The sequence below is a fragment of the Pseudoflavonifractor phocaeensis genome (assembly GCF_016901955.1).
Taxonomy (GTDB): Bacteria; Bacillota; Clostridia; order Oscillospirales; family Oscillospiraceae; genus Flavonifractor; species Flavonifractor phocaeensis_A.
In genome coordinates this window covers 1-18,154 of record NZ_JACJLC010000025.1, presented here as the reverse complement: position 1 = coordinate 18,154, position 18,154 = coordinate 1, and the positions used below count along the sequence as shown (strand labels likewise).

At 57.3% G+C, this 18,154-nt stretch carries 17 protein-coding genes; 13 read left to right on the top strand and 4 right to left on the bottom strand.

All coding sequences use genetic code 11. From position 1 onward, the window contains the following. Positions 1-58: 58 nt before the first annotated feature. The 3 genes from H6B51_RS07760 to H6B51_RS07750 all read right to left on the bottom strand — a co-directional run bounded on the left by H6B51_RS07760 (position 59) and on the right by H6B51_RS07750 (position 4,236). A complete protein-coding gene (locus tag H6B51_RS07760; RefSeq protein WP_204883140.1) occupies positions 59-1,789 on the bottom strand; it encodes an ABC transporter ATP-binding protein in 1,731 nt (576 codons plus the stop codon). Then, entirely contained in the window at positions 1,786-3,531 is a 1,746-nt protein-coding gene (locus H6B51_RS07755) for an ABC transporter ATP-binding protein (protein ID WP_204883139.1), read from the bottom strand. Before H6B51_RS07755 ends, H6B51_RS07760 begins: the two co-directional genes overlap by 4 nt. A gap of 75 nt (positions 3,532-3,606) precedes the next feature. Next, entirely contained in the window at positions 3,607-4,236 is a 630-nt protein-coding gene (locus H6B51_RS07750) for a TetR/AcrR family transcriptional regulator (RefSeq protein WP_204883138.1), read from the bottom strand. 166 nt (positions 4,237-4,402) lie between these two features. Here H6B51_RS07750 and H6B51_RS07745 point away from each other — a divergent pair, with 166 nt between their 5' ends. The 5 genes from H6B51_RS07745 (at position 4,403) to H6B51_RS07725 (ending at position 9,703) form a co-directional block, all read left to right on the top strand. Further along, positions 4,403-5,023: a TetR/AcrR family transcriptional regulator gene (locus tag H6B51_RS07745; RefSeq protein ID WP_204883137.1), complete on the top strand. Its 621-nt coding sequence runs from the start codon at positions 4,403-4,405 to the stop codon at positions 5,021-5,023. Positions 5,024-5,092: 69 nt separating this feature from the next. After that, complete coding sequence (locus tag H6B51_RS07740) at positions 5,093-6,844, top strand: ABC transporter ATP-binding protein (protein ID WP_204883136.1); 1,752 nt, start codon at positions 5,093-5,095, stop codon at positions 6,842-6,844. Further along, positions 6,841-8,580 carry an ABC transporter ATP-binding protein gene (locus H6B51_RS07735; protein ID WP_204883135.1) on the top strand — a complete coding sequence of 580 codons (1,740 nt, stop codon included), beginning with the start codon at positions 6,841-6,843 and terminating at the stop codon, positions 8,578-8,580. The genes H6B51_RS07740 and H6B51_RS07735 overlap by 4 nt, the downstream gene beginning before the upstream one ends. Positions 8,581-8,764: 184 nt before the next feature. After that, on the top strand, positions 8,765-9,451 hold the full coding sequence (locus H6B51_RS07730; RefSeq protein WP_204883134.1) for a class I SAM-dependent methyltransferase: 687 nt from the start codon (positions 8,765-8,767) through the stop codon (positions 9,449-9,451). 6 nt (positions 9,452-9,457) lie between these two features. Then, positions 9,458-9,703: a heavy-metal-associated domain-containing protein gene (locus H6B51_RS07725; RefSeq protein WP_204883133.1), complete on the top strand. Its 246-nt coding sequence runs from the start codon at positions 9,458-9,460 to the stop codon at positions 9,701-9,703. Between the two features lie 389 nt (positions 9,704-10,092). Here the strand turns inward: H6B51_RS07725 and H6B51_RS07720 are convergent, their stop codons facing one another. Continuing rightward, positions 10,093-10,488 (bottom strand): metal-dependent transcriptional regulator, encoded by a 396-nt coding sequence (locus H6B51_RS07720; RefSeq protein ID WP_204883132.1) that lies wholly within the window; start codon positions 10,486-10,488, stop codon positions 10,093-10,095. Positions 10,489-10,751: 263 nt separating this feature from the next. On the opposite strand from H6B51_RS07720, the gene H6B51_RS07715 reads away from it, so the two are divergent. From H6B51_RS07715 to H6B51_RS07680, 8 genes are all read left to right on the top strand, one after another. Then, positions 10,752-11,303: a DUF3793 family protein gene (locus tag H6B51_RS07715; protein WP_204883131.1), complete on the top strand. Its 552-nt coding sequence runs from the start codon at positions 10,752-10,754 to the stop codon at positions 11,301-11,303. A gap of 45 nt (positions 11,304-11,348) precedes the next feature. Continuing rightward, positions 11,349-11,771 carry a flavodoxin gene (locus tag H6B51_RS07710; protein WP_006575242.1) on the top strand — a complete coding sequence of 141 codons (423 nt, stop codon included), beginning with the start codon at positions 11,349-11,351 and terminating at the stop codon, positions 11,769-11,771. 109 nt (positions 11,772-11,880) lie between these two features. Next, entirely contained in the window at positions 11,881-12,834 is a 954-nt protein-coding gene (locus tag H6B51_RS07705) for a helix-turn-helix transcriptional regulator (RefSeq protein WP_204883130.1), read from the top strand. Between the two features lie 135 nt (positions 12,835-12,969). Then, on the top strand, positions 12,970-13,242 hold the full coding sequence (locus H6B51_RS07700) for a DUF6110 family protein (RefSeq protein WP_006575244.1): 273 nt from the start codon (positions 12,970-12,972) through the stop codon (positions 13,240-13,242). Between the two features lie 52 nt (positions 13,243-13,294). After that, the gene (locus tag H6B51_RS07695; RefSeq protein WP_204883129.1) at positions 13,295-15,409 is read left to right on the top strand and encodes a heavy metal translocating P-type ATPase; all 2,115 of its coding nucleotides are present in this window, start codon (positions 13,295-13,297) and stop codon (positions 15,407-15,409) included. Positions 15,410-15,572: 163 nt separating this feature from the next. Further along, a complete protein-coding gene (locus H6B51_RS07690; protein WP_207753880.1) occupies positions 15,573-16,634 on the top strand; it encodes an ABC transporter permease in 1,062 nt (353 codons plus the stop codon). Next, on the top strand, positions 16,631-17,608 hold the full coding sequence (locus H6B51_RS07685; protein WP_204883128.1) for an iron chelate uptake ABC transporter family permease subunit: 978 nt from the start codon (positions 16,631-16,633) through the stop codon (positions 17,606-17,608). Before H6B51_RS07690 ends, H6B51_RS07685 begins: the two co-directional genes overlap by 4 nt. 2 nt (positions 17,609-17,610) lie before the next feature. Further along, positions 17,611-18,154, top strand: a 544-nt coding sequence (locus tag H6B51_RS07680) for an ATP-binding cassette domain-containing protein (RefSeq protein ID WP_204883127.1), incomplete at its 3' end; no start/stop codon positions are given.

Genomic DNA, 18,154 nt, shown 5'->3' with positions numbered 1-18,154 from the left:
CCGGAATATACCCGGTGGCGGCACTCCTCTTTTCATGATGGTTTGGGCGTTCCTCCTCTTAGAGCTTCCACTGGCCGGACTCTTTACGGCCGGATACGAACGCTTGATACAGGCCCTCCTGGGCCATGAGCTGGCTGTGGGTGCCCCGCTGAACGATCTGTCCGCCGTCCAGCACCAGGATCTGGTCGGCGTTGCGGACCGTCTTCAGCCGGTGAGCGATCATCAGGATAGTCTTATCCCGGGTCAGAGCTTCGATGGCCTTTTGCAGTCGGTCCTCATTCTCCGGGTCTACATTGGCGGTGGCTTCATCCAGAATCACGATGGGAGCATCCTTCAGGATAGCCCGAGCAATGGAGATGCGCTGCTTCTCGCCGCCGGAAAGACTGGAACCACCCTCGCCGATGACGGTGTCATAGCCTTGGGGCAGGGTGAGAATGAAGTCGTGGCAACAGGCTTTCTTCGCCGCAGCCACCACTTCCTCGTGGGTGGCATTGGGGCATCCAAACTTGATGTTATTTTCCACCGTGTCGGCAAAGAGATAGACCTTCTGAAATACCATGGAGATCTGATCCATCAGGTCCTCCAGAGTATAGTCCTTCACATTCTGACCGCCCACAAGGACGGCGCCGCTCTCCACATCCCAGAACCGGGCGATGAGATTACACAGTGTGGTTTTCCCGGAACCGCTGGGGCCCACGATGGCGGTGGTGGTTCTGTCCGGGATGGCGAAGGATACATCCCGCAGGATAGGCCGCTGGTCATAAGAGAACGAAACATGGTCGAAGGTAATGCTGTGCTCCCTGGGCGTGCCGGCCCGACCGGTCTCTGCCAGCTGGGGCATGGCGTCCGTCTCATCGGCATGGGCCATGCAGCTGCTGACGATACGCAGCAGGGACATGCCGCTGCCCGCCGAGGAGATCTGAGCAAAGACCAGGAAGGACATGATGACCACCATCAGAGCGTTGGCCAGAATCATCGTTCCGGAGAGATAGAACCATACCGCCGCAAGCATCATGGCCACGCTTCCCAGCTGGAGCGCGATCCCCTGCGCCATAATATAAGGGGTGAACATCTTTTCGATGTTCAGGTTGCTGCGGCAGTTGTATTCCAGTGCTTCCTGCAAGGTGCGGTCACCCCGTCCGGTGAGGTTGAAGGACTTCACCACGCTCATGCCCTGCACATACTCCAGCACCGCCTCCACCAACTTGGCCTCGGACTTCTGACGGTGCGGGGCGAGGGCGGCGGATTTTTGCTCCATGGCCGAGGTGATGAACAAATAAACTGCTGTGGCCGCCACCACAATGAGACCGATCCGCCAGTCAAAAATCAGGATCATCACCGTAAAGACCAGAGCGTTGAGCAGCCCACCCAACATGGTCACCAGTACCATAGGAGCCACAGACTCCACATTGTCCAGCACGGTGGTGCAGACCCCGGTGAGCTCTCCCAGGCTGTTGTCGTTGAAGTAGCCCATGGGGACGGATTTCATCCGCTGCCCGATGGCCACGCGCTTATTTGCCGCCATGAAGTACCCGGCGTGGGTCTGCTGGAGTTGGGAGAAATACTTGGTCACGGCGCTGCCCAGAATACTGACTGCCAACAGACCCAGCGCCTGCCACGCCGTGGCAGGGCCGGTTTTTCCATCCAGCAGAGCCAGGATGGTGTAGTAGATGGCGGCAATCTCAAACATATGGAATACCGCATTGAAAAAGCAGGCGATCACCGAGCGCCGGATGTTGCGCTGTTCCTCACCGGCAAACCGCCAGATACCTCTGAATGTCTCGATCATACCGTTTCTCCCTCCTTTGCGCCCATGTGAGCCTGCCACAGATCGGCGTACAACGGACAATGGCGCAGCAGGTCTTCATGCCTGCCCTGCGCCTCGATGCTTCCATCCTTCACCACCACGATCTGATCAGCGCCGGTGATGGTGGACAGGCGGTGGGCAATGACGATGACCGTCTTACCCTCCACCAGTTTTGCCACCGCCCGCTGAACCACTGCTTCATTCTCCGGATCAATGTAGGCGGTGGCCTCGTCCAGAATCACCACGGGGGCGTTTTTCAGCATAGCCCGGGCGATGGCGATACGCTGCCGCTCTCCTCCGGAGAGATGGGCGCCTCCGCCGCCCACCCGGGTGTCATAGCCATGCTCCAACTGGCGGATGAAACCGTCGCATCCGGCGGCTTTGGCGACTTGTTCCACTTCTTGATCCGTGGCATTTACCCGGCCCATACGGATATTTTCCCGGATGGTATCGTCAAAGAGGTAATTGTCCTGAGAAACAAAGGCCACCTGGTCGTAGAGTTGTTCCAGTGGGATACAGCTTTCCTCCACGCCGCCCAGGGTGATGCGGCCCTCGGTCACATCCCAGAAACCGGCGATGAGCTTGGCGATGGTGGACTTGCCCGAACCGGAGGGTCCAACCAAAGCGGTGAGGCTGCCGGCCGGAATGGTGAGGGAGATGTTGTGGAGGATCTCCTTGTCTTGGGCATATCCAAAGGAGACATGATCCAAGGCGATATCCGGTTTTCCCAGCTGTGCCGGCTGTGTTCCGTGATCCTGCTCCGGTTTCAGCAGGATCTCATCCACCGAACCTACGATGGTACCTACCTTGGCAAGATTATCCACAAAGCCCATGGCGGCAATGAGAGGTCCCACAATACTCATGGACAGGATGATGGTGGTGAGAAATACCTCTGCGGACAAGCTGCCGCCAGTGTAGAAGATCCAGCCCACAGGCAGCACCGTGATAAGGGTGGTGGGAGCGATGGCATAGGCCAGCGCCATTCCAAACTGGCATTTCTTCATCCAGTTGTAGTAGTAGGCAGCATTGGCTCGTACCCGGGAGGAGAACTTCTCATAGGAGTTCTTTCCCTGATTGAAGGCCTTGATGACCTCAATGCCGCCGATGTACTCCACAATGGTCTCGTTCATGGCCTGGGTCGTCTCCACCGCACCCTGATAGTCCTTGCCATAGCTGCCCATGATGGCCATCATAAAAGCCATGCCCACAGGAATGGACACCAGACTCAGCAATGCCATACGCCAGTCCAGCGTAAACAGATACACGAGAACGCATACCGGCGCCAGCAGATTGGAGGTCATCTCTGGCAGCAGATGGGCCAGCGTCGTCTCCATACTCTCCACCTGATCTACCACGATCTGTTTGAGCCGTCCGCTGGAGGTGTCCAGAATGTCTCCCAAGGGTAAGCGGGGCATTTTGGACAGAACCATCTTCCGGATGTCCCGCAGGATCTGGAAGGTGGCCTTGTGGGAGAGGGAGAGTGCCAGATTGTAAAGCAGAGTTTTGGCCAGATAGCCACCAAGGGCCACCATGCACCACAGAAGATAGAAGTTCCAGTCCCGCTGCCCGGTGAGAAGCGCTACCAGGATGTGCCCCGCCGAGAGATACGGCAGCAGACCCAGCAGGACACCCGCCACCGCGCAGAAGATGGCGGCAATCAGGCCGCCGTGATGTTCCCTGCCCAGCTGCCACAGCCGTAGCAGCGGGCTTTGCGTTTTCTGCATAAATAAGCCTCCTTTAGTTAGTTATTGCTAACCTTTGGTTCTATGAAAAGGCCGCCGGGAAAGCGGCCTTTTGCACTACCGGAAGTTTTCAGGATGAAAGATCGTCTCAAATCCTGCCATGTGATAGCGGTTGAGCTGGCGGATATAGTGGAGCGCCCGGGCCTTATCCATGCGGTGCCGCACCGGCTCAAACATTCCGTTGAAGTAGGCGGTGATAACGATATGGATCAAGTCCTCGGTGACCTGACCGGAGCGAACGCTCTCACAGCCGATGACCTCCATGTATTTGTAGGTGTAACTGACTTCGATCTCCACCAACTCGTCAATATAGTGGGCATATTCCGTCCCGGCGGCCCGGCGGAGCAGCAGTTCAAACTCCGGCAGGTGCTCATAGATGTAATCAAACAGTCCCTCCTGGGCATGGGCAGTGTAACGCCCCATCTCCTCCTGCTGGGTTTGGCCGTCAAACCGGTGAAAAGACTCCTGAATCTCCAAAAAACGGCGCTTCAGTTCTCCGGCAGCAGGCTCCACCAAGGCCCGGAACAATCCCGCTTTGTCGGTAAAGCGGGTATAAATGGAGCCGGTGCTGGTTCCCGCCGTCTTGGCGATGTCCCGCAGGGAGGCCAGAGCAAAGCCTTTTTCCAAAAACTCCTGCCGGGCGCAGTTGAGCACATTTTCATAGACCCCTTCGATCTGCTTTGCCATGATATCGCCTCGCAATTCAAAACAGTGTTTCAAAACGATGTTTTGAATATACAACCAAAAAGCGAGTTTGTCAAGAGAGGATTTCCCCTTGACAGTGATAGAAAGGGATGCTATATTGATAATCAGATTATCGGTAATCAAATTATCATTTGTCGGGAGGGATGTTATGGCAAAACCGGATACTTCCATTGACCCTCGGATCATGGACAGCGCCAGAGAGGAGTTTCGGACGCTGGGCTTTGAGCAGGCTTCCCTGAAATCCATCTGCCAGCGGGCTGGGGTGACAACCGGCGCCCTTTATAAGCGTTACGCCGGAAAAGAGGAGCTGTTTCGCGCTGTGGTGGCGGATACGGTGGCGGATTTGGATGCTGTTTATGAGGAGCGGACGGCGGTGCCGGCATCCGCTCTCTCCGACGAAGATCTGATCCGGGCGTGGTATATGGATGAGGAATATATGCTGTGGTGGTTCCGCTTTCTCAATGAGCGGCGGGATGGCTTTGTGCTGCTGCTTACCGGAGCGGAGGGTACTGCCTACGCCAACTTCCAGCACGACTGGGTGGAGAAAATGACGGAAGGCACCTGGACCTACTATGCTGAGGCCAGACGCCGGGGCTTGTGTACTGTGGATATGACGCAGGAGGAGCTCCATGTAGTCCTGTCCGCCTTCTGGACCACCATTTACGAGCCCTTTATCCACGCCTTCGCCTGGCCGGAGATCCAGCGCCACTGCACTTTGGTCTGCCGTCTCTTTGACTGGTACGCTGCCCTGGGATTCCCCAAGGGATGAAAAACGCCTCTGCGGAGGCTTTTTTCTCGCTAATAAGTTAGCAATAACTAACTAAAAAGGAGTGATACTGTGTTTCAAAAAGTCCTGCGCTACACCGGACGCCACCGGAAGACGACTTATGCCTCCATTCTGGTACTGGTGGCCGGCGTGGCCATGAGCGTGCTGCCCTATTTCTTCCTCTACCGCCTGCTGAGACCCCTGCTGACTGGGGGCAGTCTCACATTGGAGGAAACCCTGTTCAACGCCGGGGCCATGGCTCTGTGCATGGTCCTCTACGGCCTTCTCTATGTGGAGGGGCTGGCACTGTCCCACCGTTCCGCCTATCATACTTTGGAAAACCTCCGGCTCCATCTCCAGAGCAAGCTGGAAAAGCAGCCCCTGGGCGCGATCCAGGAGAAGGGCGTTGGCGTCTGGAAGAAAATGTTCATTGACGACATCGAGAGCATGGAGCTGCTGCTGGCCCACGCCCTGCCGGAAGGGCTGTCCAATCTGGCGGTGCCGGTGGTGGTATTTGCGGCTATGTTCCTCACGGACTGGAAGCTGGGCCTGCTTTCCCTCTGCTCCCTCCCCCTGGGCGTGTTGGCCATGGGCATGATGTACCGCTCCGGCATGAGCAAGATGGGGGACTACTACGCCGCCGGGCAGAAAATGAACAACACCATCGTGGAGTACATCAACGGCATGGAAGTCGTGAAGGTCTTTAACCGGGACGGAGAGTCCTATCACCGCTTTGAGACCGATGTAAAAAACTACCGTGATTTTACTCTGGATTGGTTCCGGGCCTGCTGGCTGTGGATGGCCCTCTACACCAGCATTTTGCCCTGCGTGGCGCTGGTGCTGCTGCCGGTGGGCGGCTATCTGGTGCTCGCCGGCGCCTCCACCCTGCCGGATTACGCGCTGGTACTGTGCATGTCCTTTTCCGTGGGGCCGCCTTTGGTCCGGGCCATGAACTTTATGTCGGTGCTGCCCCAGCTGAGCTACAAGATTGACCAAATGGAATCTCTGTTCAATATTCCGCCCCTGAAAGAAGGAAAAACGGATTTCAACGGAAACGATTTGCAGATCCGCTTTGAGAATGTGCGGTTTTCTTATGAAAAGGACGAAGTCCTCCACGGCATCTCCTTCTCTGTCCCACAGGGGAGCCTCACTGCTTTGGTGGGAGAATCCGGCAGCGGGAAATCCACCCTTGCCAAGCTGCTGGTCCACTTTTACGATGTGACGGACGGACGCATCACGCTGGGGGGGCAAGACCTGCGAGAGATGTCCCTCGCCTCTCTGAATGAGCAGATCTCCTTCGTCGCGCAGGAGCAGTTCCTGTTCAACACCAGCCTGTTGGAGAACATCCGGCTGGGAAGACCCGGCGCCACCGACGAGGAGGTGCTGGCGGCTGCGGAACGTGCCCAGTGCGGAGAGTTCCTGGAGCGGCTGGAAAAAGGAATCTATACTATGGCCGGCGACGGAGGCAAAGGGCTTTCCGGTGGGGAACGGCAGCGGATCGCACTGGCCCGGGCGATTTTGAAGGACGCTCCCATCGTGGTGCTGGACGAGGCCACCGCTTTTTTGGACCCGGAGAACGAGGAGAAAATGAACGCCGCCATTGCCGAGGTGATTCGTGGCAAGACGGTCATCGTCATCGCCCATCGGCTTCAGTCCATTGTAGGCGCCGATCAGATCGTAGTGCTGGATCAAGGAAAGGTGGCAGGGATCGGCCGCCACGATACATTGCGAAAGACTTGCCCCGCCTATGAAAAACTGTGGCGGGCTGCCGAGGGAGCCGCTGCCTGGCGTGTCTCCGCGGAGAAAGGAGGCGACGAGGCATGATCGCGCTGATGAAACGAATCCTGTCCGTATCCGGCTCCTACCAGGGGCGGATCAAGCTGGCTTTTGTCTTTGCGTTCCTGAAGGCCATGCTGTCCAAGGCCCCCATCGGCTTGTCTTTCCTGGCCCTGAGCGCTTTTCTCCAGGGAACCATAACAGCACGGCTGTGCTTGTGGCTGGCGGTGGGCACGGTGGGCTGCGTGCTGCTGGAGTGCCTGTGCCAGAATATCGCCGACCGGCTCCAAGCTGCGGCGGGATATATGGTGTTCGCCGATCTGCGCATGGAACTGGGGCGGCATCTGCGCCGCCTGCCCATGGGCTATTTCACTGAGGGCAACATCGGCAAAATCAGCTCCGTTCTATCCACCGACATGGTGTTCATTGAGGAGAACTGTATGCACGACATTGCCAACATGATGAGCTATACCTTTGCCCAGGCCATCCTGGTGCTGTGGCTGTCCTTCCTGAATCCCTGGCTGGGACTGGCCGCCTTGGTGGTAGTAGGGATCATCTGGCAGCTGGGCCGCGCTTCCCTGGGGAGCACCCTGGCTCACTCTGATGTTCGACAGGAGCAGAGCGAGGCTCTCACGCGGGCAGTGCTGGATTATGTGGAGGGCATCGGCATCGCAAAGACCTTCAACCTGCTGGGAGAGCGTTCCGCGGAGCTCACCGACAATTTCGCCCGGAGCCGCAAGGTCAGCATCGAATTCGAGGAGAGTCAGGCCCCCTGGATGCGGGCTCTCTATCTGGTGTGCGGTCTGGGCTCGGTGCTGATAATTCCCCTGTCTCTCTGGCTCTATGGCCGGGGGCAGCTCTCCATCACCTTCCTGCTGGGTGTCCTGCTCTTCGTCTTTGACCTCTTCGGCCCCATTAAGGCACTCTACAGCCAAGCCACACGCCTGACGGTGATGAACGCATGCATGGACCGGATCGAGGCGGTACTGGCCCAGCCGGAGCTGCCCGACCGGGGCCGGGAGGCCTTACCCAAAGTCGGCGGTGCCCCGGAGGTAGAGTTCCGAAATGTCACCTTTGCATACGGGGAGAAAGAGGTGCTGCATGATGTCTCCTTCACGCTGGAGAAAAACCGGATGCTGGCCCTGGTGGGGCCTTCTGGCGGCGGTAAAAGTACGGTAGCCAACCTGCTCTCCCGGTTTTGGGATGTCAAACAGGGACAGATCCTGGTGCGGGGCAGGGATATCCGCGATATTTCTCTTTCTGATCTGATGGATCAGATCTCTATGGTGTTCCAGCGGGTCTACTTATTCCAGGATACCGTCTATAACAACATCGCCATGGGGCTGACAGACGCCACACGGGAGGAGGTTTATGAGGCGGCCAGAAAAGCCCGATGCTATGACTTCATCATGGAGCTGCCCGACGGCTTTGACACGGTCATCGGCGAAGGTGGAGCCAGCCTATCCGGCGGAGAGCGACAGCGAATCTCCATCGCCCGCTGCATTCTGAAGGATGCTCCCATCGTCATTCTGGATGAGGCCACTGCCAGCGTGGACGCCGACAATGAGAGCTACATCCAGGAGGCCATCACCCAACTGTGCCGGGGCAAGACCCTGCTGGTCATTGCCCACCGGCTCAATACCATTTGTCACGCCGATGAGATCCTGGTTATCGACCAGGGGCGCATCGTTCAGGCCGGCGACCATGACACACTGATGGCGGAGGAGGGCATTTACCGCCGCTTCATCACCGCCCGCTCCAATCCCACCGGTTGGTGCCGGTAAAGGCAGAGGTGCGAAAGAAAAGAATGACCGGGATGCGTGTCCCGGTCATTCTTCGTTCCAGCTTCTTCCCTTGATTGATCCCGAAGAGCATACAAAACCAATATAGTGGCATCTTGCAATTTCTTGCGACAAAGAGTATGATGTAGTTAGCAAATGCTAACCGTCGTTGAGGTGACCATATTGTATGGATGACAACAAGCAGTTTTGGGAGCGGTTTTCACGGCATTACGCCGGCTTTATGCACCGCTCTCAGGCGACCTATCAGCAGATCTGCAAAGCAATGCGTCCTTTTCTGAAACGGGACATGGATGTGCTGGAGTTGGCCTGCGGAACAGGCCAGCTGTCCGTGCCGCTGTCTCCATGTGTCCGGAGCTGGGAGGCAACCGACTTTTCAGCTGAAATGATCCATCAGGCCAAAAAGCAGGTGCATTCGTCCCGGCTCCATTTCTCCGTCCAGGACGCTACCAAGCTGCCCTACGGCCCGGAGAGCTTCGATGCGGTCGTGATCTCCAACGCCCTCCATGTCATGCTTCACCCGGAAAAAGCTCTGGCGGAAGCCTGGCGGGTTCTGAAGCCGGGGGGATGGCTGTTCGCCCCCACCTTTGTCTGGGGCAAAAGCCGAAGCGCCAGACTCCGGCTCTGGTTCATGGGGCTGTCAGGCTTTCGGGTGTATCATGTCTGGACTGCCGGGGAGCTGATGGCATACCTGTCCGAGCGCGGCTATTCCATCGTTCGCCATCCACTTCTCGGAAGTTCGTTGGCGCCGCTGTGCTGTCTGATGGCCAGGAAGATCCCGGATGACCGGACTGCGGCACGGCAGACCGCCGTCCGGTCCGCGCAGCTCAATCATTCAAAAGTCAAGGAGGAATGAGAAATCATGTGGAAGTACACAGTGGAAGTCAACGGAATGATGTGCGGGATGTGCGAGGCCCATGTCAATGACGCCGTACGCAAAGCCTGCCCGGTCAAAAAGGTAAACTCCTCCCGCAGCAAAAACCAGACCGTGATCCTCTCTGAAACAGAACTGGACGCGGAGGCGCTCATGAACGCCATTCGCGGCACGGGGTATGAGGTCGGAGCGATCCAGAAGGAGCCGTACAAAAAAAGAGGACTATTCGGTTGAGTTCATTGGCTGCAGCGGCCAGAAAAGAGGCTTTAACATGAACATGTCAATGCAGTCGTTTGGTTATGGGTTAGCGGCTCTGCTGTTTGCGTCGCTATTCTTGGCGTGTGCCATAAAATCAAAAAAGCCGCCCGAACTGTTTTGAAAAGCCAGCAGCCACATAAGAGCGATCTGTCGTGAGCGGTTGGATCTATGGAGCAGATGCGCTTGGCGGTGAACTCACACAAAGCCCAAGCAGCAGGCCGCTCCTGATTCAAAAGTGCAGATCACATAAGAATGCGGTGGAGGCCATATCCAGGCTCCACCGCATTTTGTCTTCTGTGTCAGATGGCAGGTATTCACTTATCGTGTTGCCGCTCGATAACAAAGTCCGCCAAATTTGCATAAGCTCAGTGCCCGTGCGCATCTTCCCGCATTTTCGTTACCTGCTCCAAGTGCGCCTGCACCGCCGCAAAGGATTTTTCGCTGATCACATGCTCAATCCGGCAGGCATCCTCGGTCGCGGTCTTCTCGTCCACACCCAGTTCCATCAGCATCTGGCTCAACACCGTGTGGCGGGTGTACATCGTCTTAGCAATGGCAAGCCCGGTCTCCGTCAGGGTGATCGCACCGTCAGCATCCACATTCACATATCCGTCCTTTTTCAAAATGGACATGGCTCTGCTGACGCTGGGTTTGGTGAAGCCCAGCTGTTCTCCTACATCGATAGCCCGAACGAAGGCGCTGTTCTGAGAGAGAATATAAATGGTTTCCAGATACATCTGGCCAGATTCGTGAATCGCCATAGGAACCTCCATAAAAAACGGACATTTTGCTTATTATAACACAGGCGTCCAAAATGCGCTATTTTTTTGTCAACAGATTCCATCCGTCCTCTTGACAAGCGGATTCATTCTATATATAATTTCTTTAGTTAGCTGCCGCTAACCAAAAGGCGTCAGCTATATTTTTGGCACATCGGTTAGCTGTCGCTAACAATATTTGCTTTCAGTTTTTCCATTTCTCCGTACAGTCTTCGTGTGGACATGATTTTGTGAGGAAAACGCCTATGTCAGAGGATCTGCTGATTCGCCATTGTTCTCCCACCCTGGCCGGGATCAAGACGGGAAACCTCTTTTCCTGCGCCTGCGCCAGCCGGAAGGATCTGACGCGAGACTTGTGCCGGCTGAACAAGAAACTGGTGCCCAAGGGCATTCGCATCCTGCCGCTCCGGGTTTGCAAAGGCCGCGCTTTGATTTACGCCTACCGGCCCCATGCGCTGGAGAGCGATCTGACCGATCACCGAGCCAGAGCCTTGCTTCTCAAATACGGCTATATGCCGGAAAATCCCAATGGCTGTGTGGTTCACCTGATCCACCGGCTCCGGAGCGAGGGGGAATTTCCCCATGAGATCGGCCTGTTTTTGAGCTATCCGCCGGAGGATGTGCTGGGCTTTATCTGCAATCGGGCGTGCAATCACAAGTGCGTGGGCTGCTGGAAGGTCTACGGCGACGAACAGGCCGCCAGGAGCATCTTTGAAAAATACGAGATGTGCAGCAAAATCTACTCCCGGCAGTGGCAGCAAGGGAAATCCATCGAGCAGCTCACCGTGGCTGGTTGATGTTTCTACCATAACAAATCCAGAAAGAAAGGTCGCTAAAGTCTTATGAGTAAAGTTGCAGTTGTGTATTGGAGCGGCACGGGAAACACCGAGGCCATGGCAATGGCGGTGGCCGAAGGCGCCAAGGGCAAAGGCGCTGAGGTGTCTGTGATTACCGCCGCAGAGTTCTCGCCGGAGCAGGTCGGCGAGTATTCCGCCATCGCCTTTGGCTGCCCCTCCATGGGGTCGGAGCAGCTGGAGGAGAGCGAGTTCGAGCCCATGTTCACCGCCTGTGAGGGCAGGCTGAGCGGGAAGAACATCGCTCTGTTTGGCTCCTACGGCTGGGGCGACGGCGAATGGATGCGCAGCTGGGAGTCCCGCTGCAACGACGACGGCGCCAATCTGGCCTGCGAAAGCGTGATCTGCAACGAGGCTCCGGACGATGACGCTCTGGCGGCCTGCCGCGAGCTGGGCGCGTCACTGGCCTGACAAAAGCACCGCAGAAGGCAGGAGGCGCTTGTCTCCTGCCTTCTCTCTGGTTCCCCGGTCAGCATAGGTAAAACCAATTTCGAACCCAGAGAAACAGGTCGTGAGAAATATGCTGAAAGAATACTTATTGAGGCAGGGCTCCGGCACGGGCCGCTGGGGCCACGGTATGCCGGGGGTGCAGATCTGCCGCTTTTCCTTGCCAGAGCCGGAGCAGGAACCCTTGCGGCCCATTCCGGTGTGCGGCGCACCGCTCCAGTTTGAGGTGCTTTTCTGTCTGACCGGCCGCCTTACTGTCCGAGCGTTACAGGGTACTTCCTGCATGGTGGAGGCGCCGGGGATCTTCCTCCTCTCCGACAGCTCCGCTCTCCGCTCGTGTCAGTACAGCGGAAACCTGGGCGGCGTTTTGATCGCCGTAGACGCCAAAGCAGCAAAAGAAAGCCTTGTGACGGTCTGCGCCACCCTGGGGATGAGGTTGAACACCAGCATCGTCAAGGAGAAAATGACGGCAAGTAACGGCTGTGTGGTTCTGCTTGGTACTCCTTGGACGCAGGCGCTTTTCGAAACCATGCAATATCTTTCCGAAGACGCCCAGGAGCAATACTGCGTTTTCAAATCGGTGGAAATCCTATACTTGCTCTGCTCAGAGACTCCCGCACCGAATGGATCTGCCGTTGGTTTGGACTATCCCGCTTTCCCCGGGATGTCGGAGGTAAAGGCCTACATCCAAGCGCATCTGAATGAAAAACTCACCATTGAGGTTCTCTGCAAACAGTTTTCCGTTTCCCCAACCTTCTTAAAAGAAGGGTTTCGCCGTGCCTATGGCACACCCATTCACAGTTTCCTGATCCAGCAGCGCCTCCAGTACGCACGAAGATTGATCCGCACGACCGGAATGCCGATCCAGAAGATTGCACAGTCCGTTGGCTATGAGAGTGCAAGCCAGTTCAACGCGGCGTTCAAGCATCATTTTGGTGTAACACCTGGGCAATACAGAAAATGTCATAAATGGCAATCTCGCGTCCGTTTTGACAGCGACAAACACCCACCTTTTCTGCTACAATAATCAGACATTCCAAAGCATTCAGAAGGAGTGACAGCGATGAAACAGCATCGTTTTTGGGCCTGGGGTGCGGTCATCTGCATGATCATGGTCATGGTCACAGGCTACAAACGGAAATAAGGGAAAGGAAGGATCACAATGAGCGTTTATACGAAACTTGCCTGCTTTGCGGGTGGTGCGTTGTTTGGTTCTTTTGGCATCAAGCTGCTGTCCAGCAAGGACGCCAAGAAAGCCTATGTCCATGTCACGGCCGCCGGCCTGCGGATGAAGGATTCGGTCATGGGGACTGTGACCACGGTGCAGGAAAACGCCGCGGACATTCTGGCCTCCGCCAAGGAGCTGAACGAGGACCGGGCTGCGAAGGAAGCGGAGGAAGCCGCCGCTGCCAATCTGGAGAGCGAAGAAGCCTGATTGACCCAGAGGGAGCCGCCAGCGGCTCCCTCTTTTCGTGAAGGAGGAACCTATGAACGCAACCATATTGCACGAAAGCCGGGGGCGCATCCGGTTCCGGCTGCGGCAAAAACAAATGACACTCGCTCAGGCGGATCTGCTGGAGGCATGGATTCAGGGAAAGTCCTGGTGCCGGCAGGTCACCGTCCATGAGCGAACCTGCTGCGTCATCCTGTACTACGATGGGACTCGCCAAGCCGTGCTGAACGAAATTCGGCATTTTTCCTGGCAGGAGGCGGAGCGGACCACCGCGCTGCCCGCCCACAGCAGCCGGGCGCTGAACCGGGAATTTGAGGAGAAGCTGGTGGCAAAGGTGGTGTGCAAGGCCGCCTGCACCCTGTTTCTCCCGTCTCCATTGCGGATTGCCCGCATTCTCTGGCACATGATCCCCTTTGTGCGGAGAGGACTGCGCTGCCTGCTGCGCCGCCGCATCAAGGTGGAGCTGTTGGATGCCCTGTCTATTTCCATTTCTGCCTGCAGAAGGGACTTCGGAACCGCCGGAATGGTCATGTTTCTGCTGGAGGTGGGCGAGCTGCTGGAGGAGTGGACAAGGAAGAAATCTGTGGCGGATCTGGCACGGTGCATGTCGCTGAATGTGGACCGGGTCTGGCTGCGCACAGCCCAAGGCGAAGTGCTGGTTCCTGTGTCCCAGATCCAGCCGGGGGATGCAGTAGTCGTCCGCGCCGGCGGCATCATCCCCGTGGATGGTCTGGTGCTGGAGGGGGAGGTCACTGTCAACCAGGCGTCCCTCACCGGAGAATCCATCCCGGTACCCAAGCGCCCCGGCGGCGCGGTCTATGCCGGCACCGTGGTAGAGGAGGGCGAATGTGTGCTGGAGGTAAAGCAAGCCTCCGGCCAAAGCCGCTATGACCAGATCGTTCACATGATCGAGCAGTCGGAGCAGATGAAGTCGGAGGCTGAGAGCAAGGCCGCCAATCTGGCGGATAAGCTGGTGCCCTATACCTTCGCCGGGAGCCTCATCAGCTTTGCCCTCACCCGGAATGTGGCACGAGCCCTGTCGGTGCTGATGGTGGACTTCTCCTGCGCCCTGAAGCTGGCCATGCCTCTGGCCGTCCTCTCCGCCATGCGGGAGGCGGGACGCGCCCACATCACCGTCAAGGGCGGCAAGTTCCTGGAGGCGGTGGCTGCCGCCGACACCATCGTTTTCGACAAGACCGGCACCCTGACCCGCGCCTGCCCCCGGGTGGCTCAGGTGGTGTCCTTCGGTGGCAAAGAGGAATCCGAAATGCTGCGGCTGGCTGCCTGTCTGGAGGAGCACTTCCCCCATTCCATGGCCAACGCCGTGGTGGAGGAGGCCAAGCGCCGGGGCCTGCGCCACGAGGAGTACCACTCCAAGGTGGAGTATCTGGTGGCTCACGGCATCGCAAGCACCGTCGATGAGGAGCGAGTCCTCATCGGCAGTGCCCACTTCGTCTTTGAGGATGAGCGTTGCGTCATTCCAGAGGGCGAGCAGGAACGCTTTGACGCCCTGCCGCCGGAGTATTCCCACCTGTATCTGGCAGTAGGGGGACAGCTGGCCGCTGTGATCTGCATCTCCGACCCGCTGCGGGAGGAGGCGAAGGAAGTTCTGTCCACCCTCCGTGCTCTGGGGGTCACCAATACCGTCATGCTCACCGGCGACAGTTACCGCACCGCCGCAGCCATTGCCGCCCAGGTGGGAGTGGATGACTTCCGCGCTGGAGTCCTTCCGGCGGACAAGGCGGAGTATGTGGCACGGCTCCGCCGGAAGGGGCATACCGTCCTGATGGTGGGCGACGGCATCAACGACTCACCGGCCTTGTCCGAGGCGGATGCGGGCATTGCCATCAGCGACGGCGCCGCCATCGCCCGGGAGATCGCGGACATCACCATCGCTGCCGACAGTCTCTGGGAACTGGTAGAGCTGCGCCGGATCGCCATGGCGCTGATGGCGCGCATCCACTCCAACTACCGCTTCGTTATCGGCTTCAACGGCACCCTGATTGCCCTTGGTGTGGCCGGTGTTCTACCGCCCGCCACCTCTGCCACGCTGCACAATCTCTCCACCCTGGGCGTCAGCCTGCGGAGCATGAGCCGGCTGACTACTCAGACACAGCCCGTTCAGAACAACAATTTGCAGAATGGCTAAAAAACACATTCTTTCCGTTTGGTAGCTTGTGCTTTTTGCGCGGTTGCACATAGCTAACTCGATATGCTATAATACACTCACGATGCGCAGTGCGTGATGCATGGTAAGTCCAATCGCCCCTGCGCATCGTTTTTTACAATACAGTTAGCTATAGCTAACCTCATTGAAGAAAGGGGAGGATTGTATCAGACCGTATCGTTCTACCATAGTTCTCTTGGCTCTGTTGCTTGTCTTGTCCTGCTGCTCGCTGTTTGTAGGCGTGATCGATCTGACGCCGGGCGAGCTTCTGACGGGCAATTTTGAGCAGCTGGAGATTTTCATCATCTCCCGGCTGCCGCGCCTACTGGCCATCCTGTGTACTGGAATCGGCATGAGCGTAGCAGGGCTTATCATGCAGCAGTTGTGCAGCAACAAATTCGTGTCCCCAACCACCGGGGCCACCATCTCCTCGGCCCAGTTCGGCATCTTGCTGGCGCTCCTGTTTATGCCGGCCTCCACCCTGTGGAGCCGTGCCATCTTCGCCTTTGCCACAGCGATTCTGGGCACTTGGATCTTCGTCTGGTTCATTCAGCGCATCCAGTTCAAGGATGTGGTTATGGTTCCTCTGGTGGGCATCATGTTCGGCAATGTCATCGGCGGCATTACCAACTATCTGGCGTACAAGTACGAGATGACCCAGGCCCTGTCCTCCTGGCTGGTGGGCCACTTTTCCCTGGTGCTGAAGGGCCGGTATGAGATCGTCTGGCTGACGGTGCCGCTGGTCATTCTGGCCTTTCTCTTTGCCAACCACTTCAACATCGTGGGGCTGGGCAAGGATTTTTCCAAGAACCTGGGGGTCCCGTACAATCTGGTGCTCTTCTCCGGCCTCACCATTGCCGCCATGATCACTGCCTCCATCGTGGTGGTGGTCGGCTCCATCTCCTACATCGGCCTGATCGTGCCCAATGTGGTAGCCATGTACAAGGGCGACAAGATTCGGGGCACGCTGGTGGACACCGCCCTGTTTGGCGCAATCTTCGTGCTGGTGTGCGACATGATCGGCCGGGTGGTGATTGCCCCCTACGAGCTGCCCATCGAACTGATCGTGGGCATCCTGGGAAGCCTCATTTTCATCGCCCTGCTGTTTTACCGGCTCAAGCATGGCCGCAAGGCCATCCGTCTGGGCGGCGCCGGAACAAGCTGCTGCTCCACCATGCCCAACCTGAAGGGAGGTGCAGACCAGTGAACACGGTTGCCATACGCGCCAACCGGCGCAAACTCCTGATTTTGGCCTTTCTGGTTTTGCTCTGCGCGGCGGGCTATATGCTGGTTGAAGTGAATTTCTCTAATCCCAAGCTGCTGGCTTACGCCATGAAGATCCGAACTCCCAAGCTCATCGTCATGCTGATCACGGCCTTTGCCATTGGCGGAGCCTCCATCGTGTTCCAGTCCATCATCAACAACACCATCGTGACCCCCTGCCTGCTGGGGATGAATTCCCTCTATACCCTCATCCACACGGCGGTGGTGTTCTTTCTTGGATCTGCCAGCGTGGTGGCCTCCAACGCCAATCTGTCCTTTGCAGTGGATGTTGTGCTCATGGGTATCGCCGCCACAGTAATCTACAGCTGGATTTTCAAAAAGACAAAGCATAATGTGCTGTATGTGTTGCTGGTGGGTACAGTACTGACCTCCTTCTTTGGCAGCATCCAGACCACGCTGACCCGGGTCATGGACCCCAATGAGTACGACAGTCTGCTGAATACCCTGGTGGCAAGCTTCAGTAATATCAATTCCGAGATTATCGTCTTTTCCTTGATTCTTCTGGCAGGCGTCATCTTCGCTCTGCGCAAGGAACTGGCCCTGCTGGATGTGCTGACATTGGGCAAGGAGCAGGCCATCAACCTCGGCGTGGACTACGACCGCTGCATCCGCCGCCTGCTGCTCGGCGTGACCCTCTGCATCGCCGTGGCCACCGCCATGGTGGGGCCCATCTCCTTTTTGGGGCTCATCATCGCCAACCTGTCCCGGCATCTGCTCACGACCTTCCGCCACACCCAGCTGGTGCTGGGCTCGGCCCTGTTCGGCATGATCGTGCTGGTGGGCGGGCAGCTCATCGTCGAGCATGTGTATTCCTACTCCGTGCCGGTGAGCGTGTTCATCACCGTGGGCGGCGGACTTTACTTCCTCTACCTCCTCCTGACAAGAAAGAAGGTGTGACCATGCGTGTACAGGAATTGACAAAACAGTATGACGGGAAAACCGTGGTGGACGGCGTGAGCTTCGCCATTCCCAAGGGCAAGGTGATTTCCCTGATCGGCCCCAACGGCGCGGGCAAGTCCACCGTCATGGGCATGATCTCCCGACTGATCGCCCACGACAGCGGACTGGTAGACTTTGAGGGCAAGGACATTGGCAAATGGAAAAGTAAGGAGCTCTCCAAGCGTCTTGCCATCCTGACCCAGTCCAATAACATCCAGATGAAGCTGACTGTGCGGGAGCTGGTGACCTTCGGGCGCTTTCCCTATTCCGGCAACCGGGTCACCCCAGAGGATCAGAAGATCATCGACCGGGCTATTCACTACATGGAACTGGAGGAGTTCCAGGATCGCTTCATCGACGAACTCTCCGGCGGCCAGCGGCAGCGGGCGCTGATTGCCATGGTCATCGCCCAGGACACCGAGTATGTGCTGCTGGATGAGCCCACCAACAACCTGGATATCTATCACGCCACCAACATGATGAAAATCGTCCGCCGCCTCTGCG

What these genes read in the sequence shown, in the direction of transcription:
- H6B51_RS07695 (WP_204883129.1), top strand. Translation starts at nt 13,295, where the DNA reads ATGAACGCAACCATATTGCACGAAAGCCGGGGGCGCATCCGGTTCCGG.
- H6B51_RS07760 (WP_204883140.1), bottom strand. Translation starts at nt 1,789, where the DNA reads ATGATCGAGACATTCAGAGGTATCTGGCGGTTTGCCGGTGAGGAACAG.
- H6B51_RS07720 (WP_204883132.1), bottom strand. Translation starts at nt 10,488, where the DNA reads ATGGCGATTCACGAATCTGGCCAGATGTATCTGGAAACCATTTATATT.
- H6B51_RS07725 (WP_204883133.1), top strand. Translation starts at nt 9,458, where the DNA reads ATGTGGAAGTACACAGTGGAAGTCAACGGAATGATGTGCGGGATGTGC.
- H6B51_RS07700 (WP_006575244.1), top strand. Translation starts at nt 12,970, where the DNA reads ATGAGCGTTTATACGAAACTTGCCTGCTTTGCGGGTGGTGCGTTGTTT.
- H6B51_RS07715 (WP_204883131.1), top strand. Translation starts at nt 10,752, where the DNA reads ATGTCAGAGGATCTGCTGATTCGCCATTGTTCTCCCACCCTGGCCGGG.
- H6B51_RS07755 (WP_204883139.1), bottom strand. Translation starts at nt 3,531, where the DNA reads ATGCAGAAAACGCAAAGCCCGCTGCTACGGCTGTGGCAGCTGGGCAGG.
- H6B51_RS07745 (WP_204883137.1), top strand. Translation starts at nt 4,403, where the DNA reads ATGGCAAAACCGGATACTTCCATTGACCCTCGGATCATGGACAGCGCC.
- H6B51_RS07730 (WP_204883134.1), top strand. Translation starts at nt 8,765, where the DNA reads ATGGATGACAACAAGCAGTTTTGGGAGCGGTTTTCACGGCATTACGCC.
- H6B51_RS07710 (WP_006575242.1), top strand. Translation starts at nt 11,349, where the DNA reads ATGAGTAAAGTTGCAGTTGTGTATTGGAGCGGCACGGGAAACACCGAG.
- H6B51_RS07705 (WP_204883130.1), top strand. Translation starts at nt 11,881, where the DNA reads ATGCTGAAAGAATACTTATTGAGGCAGGGCTCCGGCACGGGCCGCTGG.
- H6B51_RS07750 (WP_204883138.1), bottom strand. Translation starts at nt 4,236, where the DNA reads ATGGCAAAGCAGATCGAAGGGGTCTATGAAAATGTGCTCAACTGCGCC.
- H6B51_RS07735 (WP_204883135.1), top strand. Translation starts at nt 6,841, where the DNA reads ATGATCGCGCTGATGAAACGAATCCTGTCCGTATCCGGCTCCTACCAG.